Below are 12,130 nucleotides of genomic sequence, written 5' to 3'. Positions count from 1 at the left end.
GCGGGCCCTGGCGGTAGATGAGGAGGCCAGTGGGAAGCTTTCCTCCCACCGCCTGGTCTACCTGGGGGTACAGGAAGAGCGGCGCTGGGGGCGGGTGGGGCGTCCCTGGAAGGGGGAGGCGCCCCTCTCGGTGGGCTACCGCCTCCTGGCCCGCTTGGAGGTGGACGAGGGGAAGCTGGAGCGGGCGAGGCGGGGCCTGGGACGCTTCCTCCTGGCCACGGACGTCCTAGACCGGGAGGCCCTGCCGGCCGGGGAGGTGCTGGGGCGGTACAAGGACCAGACCCGAACGGTGGAGCGGGGCTTCCGGTTTCTCAAAGACCCTCTGTTCTTCACCGGCAGCACCTTCCTGAAGCGGCCGGAGCGGGTGATGGCCCTGGTCCTTTTGGTCTACCCTCTGGCCAAAGACCCACCCTGCGCTGGGTGTTCGGGCTCTTCATCTGGGTGCGCCTGGTGGAGCTGGAGGGCAGGCCCTTGGTCCTCAACCTGGCCCCCCATCACGAGACCGCGGTGCGCCTGCTGGGGGCACAGCGATATTACCTCCTGGAGTGAGGGGGGTGCGGAATGTGGGTAAGGATAGCGGACGCGGGTGTTTTGGCCTGGGGGTCGTCCTTGTAGCCCATCGCCTGGAGGGCATCGTCTATGATGCAAAAGGCCGCTATGGTGTGCGAAAGCATAGCGGCCACTATTTTTCTGGCCCAGGGGGTAGGTAGCAACTTGGGCTATTATACCCGGCCGGGTAAACTCAAGGCATGACCCTCGAGGCGGCCCGCAGGCGCGTCAACGAACTCAGGGACCTGATCCGTTACCACAACTACCTCTACTACGTCCTGGACGCCCCCGAGATCTCCGACGCCGAGTACGACCGGCTCCTTAGGGAGCTTAAGGAGCTGGAGGAGCGTTTTCCCGAGCTCAAAAGCCCCGACTCCCCCACGGAACAGGTGGGGGCGAGGCCTCTGGAGTCCACCTTCCGCCCGGTGCGCCACCCCACCCGCATGTACTCCCTGGACAACGCCTTTTCCTTGGACGAGGTGAGGGCCTTTGAGGAGCGGATAGAGCGGGCCCTGGGGCGGAAGGGGCCCTTCCTCTACACCGTGGAGCACAAGGTGGACGGTCTTTCCGTGAACCTCTACTACGAGGAGGGCATCCTCGTCTTTGGGGCCACCCGGGGCGACGGGGAGACCGGGGAGGAGGTGACCCAGAACCTCCTCACCATCCGCACCATTCCCCGCCGCCTCACGGGCGTTCCGGACCGCCTCGAGGTCCGGGGCGAGGTCTACATGCCCATAGAGGCCTTCCTCAGGCTCAACCAGGAGCTGGAGGAGGCGGGGGAGCGCATCTTCAAAAACCCCAGGAACGCCGCCGCCGGGTCCTTGCGGCAGAAAGACCCCAGGGTCACGGCCAGGCGGGGCCTGAGGGCCACCTTTTACGCCCTGGGGCTGGGCCTGGAGGAAACCGGGTTAAAAAGCCAGCACGACCTTCTCCTATGGCTGAAGGAGCGGGGCTTTCCCGTGGAGCACGGCTTCACCCGGGCCCTGGGGGCGGAGGGGGTGGAGGAGGTCTACCAGGCTTGGCTCAAGGAGAGGCGGAAGCTTCCCTTTGAGGCCGACGGGGTGGTGGTCAAGCTGGACGACCTCGCCCTCTGGCGGGAGCTGGGCTACACCGCCCGCGCCCCCCGCTTCGCCCTCGCCTACAAGTTCCCGGCCGAGGAGAAGGAGACCCGCCTCCTCTCCGTGGCCTTCCAGGTGGGGCGGACCGGGCGCATCACCCCCGTGGGCGTTCTGGAGCCCGTCTTCATAGAGGGCAGCGAGGTGAGCCGGGTCACCCTCCACAACGAGAGCTTCATTGAGGAGCTGGACGTGCGCATCGGCGACTGGGTGCTGGTCCACAAGGCGGGCGGGGTGATTCCCGAGGTGCTGAGGGTCCTGAAAGAGCGCCGCACCGGGGAGGAGAAGCCCATCCTCTGGCCCGAGAACTGCCCCGAGTGCGGCCACGCCCTCCTCAAGGAGGGGAAGGTCCACCGCTGCCCCAACCCCTTGTGCCCCGCCAAGCGCTTTGAGGCCATCCGCCACTACGCCTCCCGCAAGGCCATGGACATCCAGGGCCTGGGGGAGAAGCTCATAGAAAAGCTTCTGGAAAAGGGCCTGGTCCGGGACGTGGCCGACCTCTACCGGCTGAGGAAGGAGGACCTCTTGGACCTGGAGCGCATGGGGGAGAAGAGCGCAGAGAACCTCCTCCGCCAGATAGAGGAGAGCAAGGGCCGCGGCCTGGAGCGCCTCCTTTACGCCCTGGGCCTTCCCGGGGTGGGGGAGGTGCTGGCCCGGAACCTGGCCCTCCGCTTCGGCCACATGGACCGCCTTCTGGAGGCGGGCCTCGAGGACCTCCTGGAGGTGGAGGGGGTGGGCGAGCTCACCGCCCGGGCCATCCTGAATACCCTAAAGGACCCGGAGTTCCGGGACCTGGTGCGCCGCCTGAAGGAGGCCGGGGTGGAGATGGAGGCCAAAGAGCGGGAGGGCGAGGCCTTGAAGGGGCTCACCTTCGTCATCACCGGGGAGCTTTCCCGGCCCCGGGAGGAGGTGAAGGCCCTCCTTAGGCGGCTTGGGGCCAAGGTGACGGACTCGGTGAGCCGCAAGACGGGCTTCCTGGTGGTGGGGGAGAACCCGGGGAGCAAGCTGGAAAAGGCCCGCGCCTTGGGGGTCCCCACCCTGAGCGAGGAGGAGCTCTACCGCCTCATTGAGGAGAGGACGGGCAAGGACCCAAGGCCCCTCACGGCCTAGGCGGTCCGCCGAAGAGCTTCTCCAAGGCTTCCCGGACCCGGGACTCGGGAAGCCCAAGCTCCCTCAGGGCCTTCTCGTACACCTCCGGGGTGAGGAGGCCCCTTAAGACCATAAGCTCGGTGCGGGAGAGGTTTTGGCCCCCTAGGACGTGCTCCTCGTAGCTCTCCCAGGCCATGGGCACGTGGGCCTTCACGATCTCGGCGATGGCCCTGGCGTACTGCCGGATTTCCCACTGGGCCTCGGGGGCCAGGCGGAGGGTGAGGAAGTGGAAGAGGTTGTGGAGGTCCTGCTTCCAGTAGAACTCGGTGTAGAGGTTCAGGGGCAGGACCATGCGGGCCATCTCCCGGGCCACCCCCTTTTGCAGAAGGGCCTGGTAGGCGGCGTAGGCCACCTCCTCCACCTGGCGGAGGAGCCCATCCGCCTCCTCGTCGGGGAAGGCCCCTTCCGAGCCCTGCTTGTTCTTCCCGGCCTGCTTTCGCCAGAGCTCGGGCTCGTAGAACTCCTCCTTGAGGACGGAGTAGCGGCCGGAGATCTCGTTGACGCTGGCCGTGCGGTGGCGGAACCACTGGCGCACCACGAAGAGGGGGGCCTTCACGTGGAACTTGAACTCCACCATCTCAAAGGGGCTGGTGTGGCGGTGGCGCATGAGGTAGTCAATGAGGGCCCGGTCCTCCCGCACGGTCTTGGTGCCCGGGCCGTAGGAGACCCGGGCCGCCTGGACGATGGAATGGTCGCCCCCCATGACCTCCACCAGACGCACGAAGCCCTTGTCCAGTACGGGAATGAAGTCCATGCCTCACAGTCTACTTGCCTAACGCCCTCGCCCCCGCTACCCTTAGGGCATGCGGAAGAGGACGCCCTTCGCCTTTAAAAGGCGCCACGGCCGCTACCGAGCCTAGGCTTGGCCTTTTTCGGCCCGGGGCTTAGGATGGAAAGGCTGAGGGCGCTTGGCGCCTTTTTTGGAGAAAAGCATGCTGACTTTGCCGGATTTTCCCTTACCGGACGCGAGGGGCCGCTTTGGACCCTACGGGGGGCGGTACGTGCCGGAGACCCTGATCCCGGCCCTCGAGGAGGTGGAGGCCGCCTACCGGGAGGCCAAGGAGGACCCCGCCTTCTTGGCCGAGCTGGAGTACTACCTGAGGGAGTTCGCGGGCCGCCCCACCCCCCTCTTCCACGCCCGGAGGCTCAGCGAGCACTGGGGCGGGGCCCAGGTCTACCTGAAGCGGGAAGACCTCCTCCACACCGGGGCCCACAAGATCAACAACACCCTGGGCCAGGCCCTCCTGGCCCGCCGCATGGGCAAGAGGCGGGTGGTGGCCGAGACGGGAGCGGGCCAGCACGGGGTCAGCGTGGCCACCGTGGCCGCCCTCTTTGGCCTGGAGTGCGTGGTCTACATGGGCGAGGAGGACGTCAGGCGGCAGGCCCTGAACGTCTTCCGCATGAAGCTTCTGGGGGCCGAGGTGCGCCCGGTGGCCTCGGGGAGCCGCACCCTTAAAGACGCCACCAACGAGGCCATACGGGACTGGATCACCCACGTGCGCACCACCTTTTACATCCTGGGCTCGGTGGTGGGCCCCCACCCCTACCCCATGATGGTGCGGGACTTCCAGAGCGTGATCGGGGAGGAGGTGAAGCGGCAGAGCCTGGAGCGCTTCGGCCGCTACCCCGACGCCCTCATCGCCGCCGTGGGCGGGGGCTCCAACGCCATCGGCCTCTTCGCTCCCTTCGCCTACCTTCCCGAGGGAGAAAGGCCCAGGCTCATCGGGGTGGAGGCGGCGGGGGAGGGGCTCAGCACCGGCCGCCACGCCGCCAGCATCGGGGCGGGGAAGCGGGGGGTCTTGCACGGGAGCTACATGTACCTCCTCTACGACCACGACGGCCAGATCACCCCGGCCCACTCGGTCTCCGCCGGCCTGGACTACCCCGGGGTGGGGCCGGAGCACAGCTACTACGCCGACGCCGGCCTGGCCGAGTACGCCGCCGTCACCGACGAGGAGGCCCTGGAGGGCTTCAAGCTCCTGGCCCGCCTCGAGGGCATCATCCCCGCCCTGGAATCGGCCCACGCCGTCGCCCACGCCGCCAAGGTGGTCCCGGAGATGGGGAAGGACGAGATCGTGGTCATCAACCTCTCGGGCCGGGGGGACAAGGACGTGACCGAGGTCATGCGCCTTCTGGGAGGGGAGCTGTGACCACCAAGGAAGCCTTCGCCAGGGCCCAGGCGGAAGGCCGGGCCGCCCTCATCCCCTACCTCACCGCCGGCTTCCCCAGCCGGGAGGGCTTTTTGGAGGCGGTGAAGGAGGTTCTGCCCTACGCCGACCTCCTGGAGATCGGCCTCCCCTACTCGGACCCCCTGGGGGACGGGCCGGTGATCCAGCGGGCCAGCGAGGCCGCCCTCAGGAAGGGGATGAGCGTCCAGGGGGTTTTGGAGCTGGTCAAGGAGGTGCGGAGCCTCACGGAGAAGCCCATCTTCCTCATGACCTACCTGAACCCCGTTTTGGCCTGGGGGCCGGAGCGCTTCTTTAGCCTCTTCCGGCAGGCCGGGGCCACGGGCCTGATCCTCCCCGACCTCCCCCCCGACGAGGACCCGGCTCTGGTGCGCCTGGCCCAGGAGATCGGCCTGGAGACGGTCTTCCTCCTGGCCCCCACCTCCACGGAGGCCAGGATCCGCACCGTGACCCAGTACGCCACCGGCTTCGTCTACGCCGTCTCCGTGACCGGGGTCACGGGGGCGCGGGAGAGGCTTCCCGAGGAGGTCAGGGACCTCGTGGCCCGCATCAAGGCGGCCACCGACCTGCCGGTGGCCCTGGGCTTTGGGGTTTCGGGACGGAAGACGGCGGCCCAGGCGGCGGTGGCCGACGGGGTGGTGGTGGGGAGCGCCCTCATCCAGGCCCTCGAGGCGGGCCGCCCCTTAAGACCCCTCCTGGAGGAGATCAGGGAAGGCCTCATGCGGCCCGTCCCCTCCTAAGGCTCCGGTACGTCTTTTTGGGGTCCCCGCCGTGGCTTTGGCCACGGCGGGGTACTTAGGCCATGGGGAGCTCCACGGGCTCCTTCAGGATGGCCTCGGGGTCCGGATAGCGGAGGATGCGGTAAAGGGGGTCCCTTTCTGCCGGCCGGAACCCGGCGTCCACGATGTGGCGCACGATCTCCCGCACCGTGGCGTGGGTGCGCCCGTGCCCTCCCGCCGCCGAGACCACGTTCTCCTCCAGCATGGTGCTCCCGAAGTCGTCGGCCCCGTAGTACAGGGCGGCCTGGGCCACCTTGAAGCCCAGGGTGGGCCAGGAGGCCTGGAAGTGGGCGAAGTTGTCCAGGGTGAGCCGGGCCACGGCCAGGGTCTTCAGGTACTCGTGGGCCGTGGCCCCCGGGGCCTTGCCCTTGAGGCGGGTGTGCTCCACCTGGAGCGTCCAGAGGGCGAAGGCGGCGAAGCCGTTCTTGTGGCGCTCCAGGGCCCGGTCCTGCTGGGCCCTTAGGCCCAGGAGGTGGGCGGCGCGCTCCTCCTTCCCCTCCCCGAAGCCGATGACCATGCTGGCCAGGGTGTAGAGGCCCAGGGCCTGGGCGGCGTCCACGATGCGGTACCAGTCCGCCACCCTTATGCGGGCGGGAGCGGCCTTGAGCCGCACCTCGTCCACCAGGATCTCCGCCCCCGCTCCCGGCATCCCGTCCAGGCCCGCCTCCCTCATCCTCTCCAGGATGGCCTCGGCCCGGAGGCCGGTGAGCCTCTCCAGGCCCAGGATCTCCTCGGGGCTGAAGGCGTCTATGCGCAGGTCGGGGAAGCGGCCCTTGAGGTAGCGGAGGAGGTCCAGGTACCACTCCAGGGGAAGCTCGGGGTTCACCCCGCCCTGGAGGAGGATGCGCCTTCCCCCCACCCGGTAGAGCTCCTCAATCTTCTCCGCGATGGCCTCGTAGCTCAGGGTGTAGGCGTCCTTCTGCCTTTTGGTGCGGTAGAAGGCGCAGAAGGCGCAGGCCACGGTGCAGACGTTGGTGTAGTTGATGTTGCGGTCTATGAGGAAGGTGACCACCTCGGGGTCGGTCTTCCTGAGGCGCACCTCGTGGGCGGCGGCGGCGAGCTCGGGGAGGGGGAGGTCAAAGAGGGTTAGCACCTCCTCCTGCGAAAGCCTTTCCCCGGCCACGGCCTTCTCCAGGACGTCCATGCCCCTCATGCTACACCCCCTTTGCCGGGGCCAGGGTGGCCTCCGGTAAAATCGGGGCATGGAGCTCAAGCTGATCCCCGTGGAGAAGCCGGAGAACCTGAACGTGATCCTGGGCCAGGCCCACTTTATCAAGACGGTGGAGGACCTGCACGAGGCCTTGGTGACCGCCGTGCCCGGCATCAGGTTCGGCCTCGCCTTCTCGGAGGCCAGCGGGAAGCGCCTCATCCGCCGCTCGGGGACGGACGAGGCCCTTACGGACCTCGCCGTCAGGAACCTCCTCAACATCGCCGCGGGCCACGCCTTCCTCATCGTGTTGGGCGAGGGGTTTTACCCCATCAACGTCCTCCACGCGGTGAAGGCCTGCCCCGAGGTGGTCCGGATCTTCGCCGCCACCGCCAACCCCCTTCAGGTGGTGGTGGCCGAGGAGGGGGAGCAGAGGGCCATCCTGGGCGTGATGGACGGCTTCAAGCCCCTGGGCGTGGAGGACGAGGCCGAGGTGGCCTGGCGTAAGGACCTCCTCCGCCGCTTCGGCTACAAGCTATAATGCCCGGCATGGAAGGCACCTTAGCTCCAGACTTCGCCCTTCCCGACCAGGAGGGCAGGGTCCACCGCCTTTCGGACTACCGGGGGCGGTGGGTGGTCCTCTACTTCTACCCCAAGGACGACACCCCCGGTTGCACCAAGGAGGCCTGCGGCTTCCGGGACCGCATGGGGGACCTGCAGGCTCTGGGGGCCGTGGTCCTTGGGGTTTCCGCCGACGACGTGGCGAGCCACAAGCGCTTCGCCGAGAAGTACGGCCTCAACTTTCCCCTCCTCGCCGACCCCGAGCGCCAGGCCATCCTGGCCTACGGGGCCTGGGGGAAGAAGAACCTTTACGGGAAGGAGTACGAAGGGGTGTTGCGGCAGACCTTTCTCATAGACCCTGAGGGCAGAATCGCCAAGGTGTGGCGCAAGGTGTCCCCGGAGGGGCACGCCGAGGAGGTGGCGGAGGCCCTGCGCCAGGCAAGGGGGGAGTAGTGGAGAGGCCCCTCGAGGCCTACAAGAAGGAGGCCGCCCACGCCGCCGTGGCCTACGTGCAAGACGGCATGGTGGTGGGGCTGGGCACCGGCTCCACCGCCCGCTACGCCGTCCTGGAGCTGGCCCGCCGCCTCCGGGAGGGGGAGCTCAAGGCGGTGCGGGGGGTCCCCACCTCCGAGGCCACCCGGGACCTGGCCCTGAAGGAGGGGATTCCCCTCGTAGACCTGCCGCCGGAGGGGGTGGACCTGGCCATTGACGGGGCCGACGAGATCGCCCCCGACCTCTCCCTCATCAAGGGCCTGGGCGGGGCCCTCCTCCGGGAGAAGATCGTGGAGGCCACGGCGGGGGAGTTCATCGTGGTGGCCGACCACACCAAGAAGGTTCCCGTCCTGGGCCGGGGCGTGGTGCCGGTGGAGATCGTCCCCTTCGGCCACCAGGCCACCCTTAGGGCCATCGCCCACCTGGGGGGCGAGCCCGCATTGCGCATGGACGGGGACGAGTTTTACTTCACCGACAACGGCCACCTCATCGCCGACTGCCGCTTCGGCCCCATCGGGGACCCCCTGGGCCTGCACAAAGCCCTCCTGGAGATTCCCGGCGTGGTGGAAACGGGGATCTTCGTGGGCCTGGCCACCCGGGCCCTGATCGGGGGGCCCATGGGGGTGGAGGAGCTCTTGCCGTAGCGCCCCCTCTTTTTTCACACCCCAGGGGTTGGGGTCAACCCGGGTCGGGGAACGTCGCTGCGGGAGCCGGGTCCAAATGGGCTTCCCGGGCCTAAAGAAGAGGCTCCTCAGGCGGTCTTGGCCCGAAGGAGGGCGGGGCCCCTCAGAGGCTCCACCTCCTCCTCGGCGAGGTCCAGGAGGGCCAGGGTGTTCCCCTCGTGGTCCACGAACTCCACCATGTACCCCCCCTTGGGGTAGACCAGGACCACGGTCCCCACATCCCCCGCCTCGAGGCCCCACTCCCTTTTGTCCCGCCTGAGGACTACCAGGTCGTGCTCGCGGATCATCGCCCCCTCCATGGGTACGCCGTCACCAAACGGGCTACCTCTCCCTCAAGGTACCAGACGCTCTGGAGGAAGACCTCTCGCCTGGGTCCTCGGAGGGGACCCCTTAGGACCAGGACGAGCCCCTGGCCCAGGTAGCCGGGCTGTCGGCTCACCTCCTCTGCCTCCTGGGCGTGTTGGAGCAGGGCCACCTCCAGCGCCTCCGGGGCGTCTGGGGAAAAGCCCAAGGCCATGAAGAAGCGGGCCTTGCTACCCCCCTCAGGATGCTTGGGGTTGAGGAGATAGGCGACCAGCTTTTCCTTGGGCACGAAAAAGCGCACGAGGGAAGTCTACACCTGAGCGCTTTGATCAGACCGCGCCCCAGGCCGCCTCGGCTACAATGGAACCGTGGGCTGGCGTGAGCGCATCACCTTTGACCCCCAGGTCATGGGGGGGAGGCCTTGCATCCGGGGCATGCGGATCACGGTGGGGACGATCCTCACCCTGTTGCGCCATCAGACCCCGGAGGAGATCCTTCGCGATTACCCCTACTTGGAGCGGGAGGACATAGACGCCGCCCTGGAGTACGCGGCCCACCTCGCCGACGAGCGGGAGGTGGCCGTCTGAGGCTTTTGGTGGACGTGAACCTCACGCTAAGGTGGGTGGAGTTCTTTCAGGAGAGGGGCGTGGAGGCGGTTCACTGGTCGGCCCTTGGCCCTCTTACGGCCCCAGACGAGAGGCTCCTTGAAACCGCCGCTGAGGGGGGGTATGTGCTCCTGACCCACGACCAGGACATGGGGACCCTGCTCGCCCTGGGCAAGGGCCGCCGCCCCAGCGTCATCCTGCTCCGTACCGGAGACCTAAGGCCTCAGGCGGTGGGACCACGCCTCCTAGCTGTTCTGAAGAGCTTGGAGGAGGACTTGCGGGCCGGGGCCTTGGTGGTGGTGGAGGACCGGAGGGTGCGGGTGCGGCGCCTACCCCTGGGCTAGCCCCTCAGCACCCGCTTGTACCAGGCCTCGAGGGCCTCGAGGTCCCACGCCACCACCGCCCGGCTCCCGTCGGGGTAGGGGCGCACCTCGTAGCGCTTGGGGAACTGCGGAGAGAGTGGGGTAGACCTGGAGTTGGTTTGGGATGTCGCTCAGAGCGAGGTCCCAAGGTTGAAGCCGGAGGTGGCGAAGATTTTGCGGCAGGCGTAGGAGAAGTGTACCATGTTGGTGCTGAAGGGCATGTGGGGAACCCGTGCCCCAGCTTCCCCGGAGGGTGCATGGAAAAGGTCTTTTACGTGACCACCCCCATCTACTACGTGAACGCCGAGCCCCACCTGGGCCACGCCTACACCACGGTGGTGGCGGACTTCCTGGCCCGCTTTTACCGCCTGGACGGCTACCGCACCTACTTCCTGACCGGCACCGACGAGCACGGGGAGACCGTCTACCGGGCCGCCGAGAGGGCGGGGGAGGACCCCAAGGCCTTTGTGGACCGGGTCTCGGAGCGCTTTAAAAAGGCCTGGGAGCTTCTCGGCATCGCCTACGACGACTTCATCCGCACCACGGAGGAGCGCCACAAGCGGGTGGTGCAGCTGGTCCTCAAGAAGGTCTACGAGGCGGGGGACATCTATTACGGCGAGTACGAGGGGCTTTACTGCGTTTCCTGCGAGCGGTTTTACACGGAAAAGGAGCTCTCCGAGGGGCTTTGCCCCATCCACGGCCGCCCGGTGGAGAGGCGGCGGGAGGGGAACTACTTCTTCCGCATGGAGAAGTACCGGGAGTGGCTTTTGGACTACCTGAAGGCCCATCCCGACCTCATCCGCCCCGAGGGGTACCGGAGCGAGGTCCTATCTATGCTCTCCGAGCCCATCGGAGACCTCTCCATCTCCCGGCCCAAGTCCCGGGTTCCCTGGGGCATCCCTCTCCCCTGGGACGAGGAGCACGTGACCTACGTGTGGTTTGACGCCCTCCTCAACTACGTCTCCGCCCTGGACTACCCCGACGGGGAGAAGTACCGGACCTTCTGGCCCCACGCCTGGCACCTCATCGGCAAGGACATCCTGAAGCCCCACGCCGTTTTCTGGCCCACCATGCTGAAGGCGGCGGGCATCCCCATGTACCGCCACCTGAACGTGGGGGGGTTTTTGCTGGGCCCCGATGGGCGCAAGATGTCCAAGACCCTGGGCAACGTGGTGGACCCCTTCTCCCTGGCGGAGCGCTACGGGCGGGACGCCCTCCGCTACTACCTCCTTAGGGAGATCCCTTACGGCCAGGACACCCCGGTGAGCGAGGAGGCCCTCAGGACCCGGTATGAATCCGACCTGGCCGACGATCTGGGGAACCTGGTCCAGCGCACCCGGGCCATGCTCTTCCGCTTCGCCGAAGGGCGCGTTCCCGAGCCCGTTCCCGGGGAGGAGCTTGAGGAGGGGGTTGGGCTTCCCGGGCGGCTCCGCTCTTTGGTGCGGGAGCTTAAGTTCCACGTGGCCCTCGAGGAGGTCATGGCCTACGTCAAGGCCCTGAACCGCTACATCAACGAAAAGCGGCCCTGGGAGCTTTACAAGAAGGACCCAAAGGAGGCCCAGGCGGTCCTCTACCGGGTGGTGGAAGGCCTCAGGATCGCCTCCATCCTCCTCACCCCCGCCATGCCGGGCAAGATGGCGGAGCTGAGGCGGGCTTTGGGCCTTAAGGAGGAGGTGCGCCTGGAGGAGGCCGAGCGCTGGGGGCTCGCCCTGCCCGGGCCCATCCCCGAGGAGGCTCCGGTGCTTTTCCCCAAGGAGGGGAAGGTGGAGAAAAAGGAAGAAAAGGAAAAGAGGGAGCCCATCACCATAGAGGACTTCGCCAAGGTGGAGCTCCGGGTGGCCCAGGTGGTGGCCGCAAAGAAGCACCCCAACGCCGACAAGCTCCTGGTCCTCACCCTTTCCCTGGGGAACGAGGAGCGCACCGTGGTCTCCGGCATCGCCAAGTGGTACCGCCCCGAGGACCTTGTGGGCAAGAAGGTGGTGCTGGTAGCCAACCTCAAGCCGGCCAGGCTCCGGGGCGTGGAGAGCCAGGGCATGATCCTGGCGGCCCAGGAGGGGGAGGACCTGGTCCTGGTCACCGTAGACGGGGACATCCCTCTGGGGGCGGTGGTGCGCTAGGCTTAAGGCGCTCTTAACCCGGTTCTCATCTTTTTGCTGGAAGACGCCTCTATCTTAGAAAAAGCCTGGCCCTTTTGCGGTC

13 protein-coding genes and 2 pseudogenes are annotated in these 12,130 nt (G+C 67.4%); 10 read left to right on the top strand and 5 right to left on the bottom strand.

Features of this window, described 5'->3' with window-relative positions:
- Nucleotides 1-549 (top strand): annotated as a pseudogene (locus BVI061214_RS11620) (IS1634 family transposase); the annotation flags it as partial.
- A 17-nt stretch (nucleotides 550-566) separates the two neighbouring features.
- Here BVI061214_RS11620 and BVI061214_RS14230 read toward each other — a convergent pair.
- Nucleotides 567-674 (bottom strand): annotated as a pseudogene (locus BVI061214_RS14230) (IS982 family transposase); the annotation flags it as partial.
- Nucleotides 675-749: 75 nt separating this feature from the next.
- Here BVI061214_RS14230 and ligA point away from each other — a divergent pair.
- Entirely contained in the window at nucleotides 750-2,774 is a 2,025-nt protein-coding gene (gene ligA / locus BVI061214_RS11615) for an NAD-dependent DNA ligase LigA (RefSeq protein WP_053768498.1), read from the top strand.
- Here the strand turns inward: ligA and thyX are convergent.
- Nucleotides 2,764-3,567 carry an FAD-dependent thymidylate synthase gene (thyX, locus tag BVI061214_RS11610; RefSeq protein WP_053768497.1) on the bottom strand — a complete coding sequence of 268 codons (804 nt, stop codon included), beginning with the start codon at nucleotides 3,565-3,567 and terminating at the stop codon, nucleotides 2,764-2,766. The two genes, ligA and thyX, sit on opposite strands and share 11 nt — an antisense overlap.
- A 178-nt stretch (nucleotides 3,568-3,745) precedes the next feature.
- Between thyX and trpB the strand changes: the two genes are divergently transcribed.
- On the top strand, nucleotides 3,746-4,963 hold the full coding sequence (trpB, locus tag BVI061214_RS11605) for a tryptophan synthase subunit beta (RefSeq protein ID WP_053768496.1): 1,218 nt from the start codon (nucleotides 3,746-3,748) through the stop codon (nucleotides 4,961-4,963).
- Nucleotides 4,960-5,739 carry a tryptophan synthase subunit alpha gene (gene trpA / locus BVI061214_RS11600; protein WP_053768495.1) on the top strand — a complete coding sequence of 260 codons (780 nt, stop codon included), beginning with the start codon at nucleotides 4,960-4,962 and terminating at the stop codon, nucleotides 5,737-5,739. Before trpB ends, trpA begins: the two co-directional genes overlap by 4 nt.
- A gap of 55 nt (nucleotides 5,740-5,794) precedes the next feature.
- Here the strand turns inward: trpA and mqnC are convergent, their stop codons facing one another.
- The gene (mqnC, locus tag BVI061214_RS11595; RefSeq protein WP_156303268.1) at nucleotides 5,795-6,931 is read right to left on the bottom strand and encodes a cyclic dehypoxanthinyl futalosine synthase; all 1,137 of its coding nucleotides are present in this window, start codon (nucleotides 6,929-6,931) and stop codon (nucleotides 5,795-5,797) included.
- 49 nt (nucleotides 6,932-6,980) lie between these two features.
- Between mqnC and BVI061214_RS11590 the strand changes: the two genes are divergently transcribed.
- From BVI061214_RS11590 to rpiA, 3 genes are read left to right on the top strand one after another with little or no spacing between them, the layout of a single operon-like run.
- Nucleotides 6,981-7,466 (top strand): adenosine diphosphatase, encoded by a 486-nt coding sequence (locus BVI061214_RS11590; RefSeq protein WP_003044901.1) that lies wholly within the window; start codon nucleotides 6,981-6,983, stop codon nucleotides 7,464-7,466.
- Entirely contained in the window at nucleotides 7,466-7,939 is a 474-nt protein-coding gene (gene bcp / locus BVI061214_RS11585; protein ID WP_003044899.1) for a thioredoxin-dependent thiol peroxidase, read from the top strand. Before BVI061214_RS11590 ends, bcp begins: the two co-directional genes overlap by 1 nt.
- Nucleotides 7,939-8,622, top strand: coding sequence for a ribose-5-phosphate isomerase RpiA (gene rpiA, locus BVI061214_RS11580; protein WP_053768494.1), 684 nt, complete (start codon nucleotides 7,939-7,941; stop codon nucleotides 8,620-8,622). Before bcp ends, rpiA begins: the two co-directional genes overlap by 1 nt.
- Before the next feature lie 107 nt (nucleotides 8,623-8,729).
- Here the strand turns inward: rpiA and BVI061214_RS11575 are convergent, their stop codons facing one another.
- Both BVI061214_RS11575 and BVI061214_RS11570 read right to left on the bottom strand, forming a co-directional pair.
- A complete protein-coding gene (locus tag BVI061214_RS11575) occupies nucleotides 8,730-8,948 on the bottom strand; it encodes a DUF4926 domain-containing protein (protein ID WP_003044896.1) in 219 nt (72 codons plus the stop codon).
- Nucleotides 8,945-9,265 (bottom strand): DUF6883 domain-containing protein, encoded by a 321-nt coding sequence (locus tag BVI061214_RS11570; protein ID WP_053768493.1) that lies wholly within the window; start codon nucleotides 9,263-9,265, stop codon nucleotides 8,945-8,947. Before BVI061214_RS11570 ends, BVI061214_RS11575 begins: the two co-directional genes overlap by 4 nt.
- Before the next feature lie 67 nt (nucleotides 9,266-9,332).
- Here BVI061214_RS11570 and BVI061214_RS11565 point away from each other — a divergent pair, with 67 nt between their 5' ends.
- The 3 genes from BVI061214_RS11565 (at nucleotide 9,333) to metG (ending at nucleotide 12,048) form a co-directional block, all read left to right on the top strand.
- A complete protein-coding gene (locus tag BVI061214_RS11565; protein WP_003044893.1) occupies nucleotides 9,333-9,551 on the top strand; it encodes a DUF433 domain-containing protein in 219 nt (72 codons plus the stop codon).
- An 8-nt stretch (nucleotides 9,552-9,559) separates the two neighbouring features.
- Entirely contained in the window at nucleotides 9,560-9,913 is a 354-nt protein-coding gene (locus BVI061214_RS11560) for a DUF5615 family PIN-like protein (protein ID WP_082333173.1), read from the top strand.
- Between the two features lie 275 nt (nucleotides 9,914-10,188).
- Nucleotides 10,189-12,048, top strand: a complete 1,860-nt coding sequence (metG, locus tag BVI061214_RS11555) for a methionine--tRNA ligase (RefSeq protein WP_053768492.1) — start codon at nucleotides 10,189-10,191, stop codon at nucleotides 12,046-12,048.
- Nucleotides 12,049-12,130: the final 82 nt, after the last annotated feature.

The sequence above is a fragment of the Thermus aquaticus genome, assembly GCF_001280255.1.
GTDB classification, from domain to species: Bacteria; Deinococcota; Deinococci; order Deinococcales; family Thermaceae; genus Thermus; species Thermus aquaticus.
The sequence above is the reverse complement of the archived record's forward strand: the minus strand, read 5'-3'. Positions and strand labels throughout refer to the sequence as shown.

Coding starts and splice junctions, on each gene's coding strand:
- trpB (WP_053768496.1), top strand. CDS start 3,746: ATGCTGACTTTGCCGGATTTTCCCTTACCGGACGCGAGGGGCCGCTTT.
- thyX (WP_053768497.1), bottom strand. CDS start 3,567: ATGGACTTCATTCCCGTACTGGACAAGGGCTTCGTGCGTCTGGTGGAG.
- bcp (WP_003044899.1), top strand. CDS start 7,466: ATGCCCGGCATGGAAGGCACCTTAGCTCCAGACTTCGCCCTTCCCGAC.
- BVI061214_RS11590 (WP_003044901.1), top strand. CDS start 6,981: ATGGAGCTCAAGCTGATCCCCGTGGAGAAGCCGGAGAACCTGAACGTG.
- metG (WP_053768492.1), top strand. CDS start 10,189: ATGGAAAAGGTCTTTTACGTGACCACCCCCATCTACTACGTGAACGCC.
- ligA (WP_053768498.1), top strand. CDS start 750: ATGACCCTCGAGGCGGCCCGCAGGCGCGTCAACGAACTCAGGGACCTG.
- BVI061214_RS11575 (WP_003044896.1), bottom strand. CDS start 8,948: ATGATCCGCGAGCACGACCTGGTAGTCCTCAGGCGGGACAAAAGGGAG.
- mqnC (WP_156303268.1), bottom strand. CDS start 6,931: ATGAGGGGCATGGACGTCCTGGAGAAGGCCGTGGCCGGGGAAAGGCTT.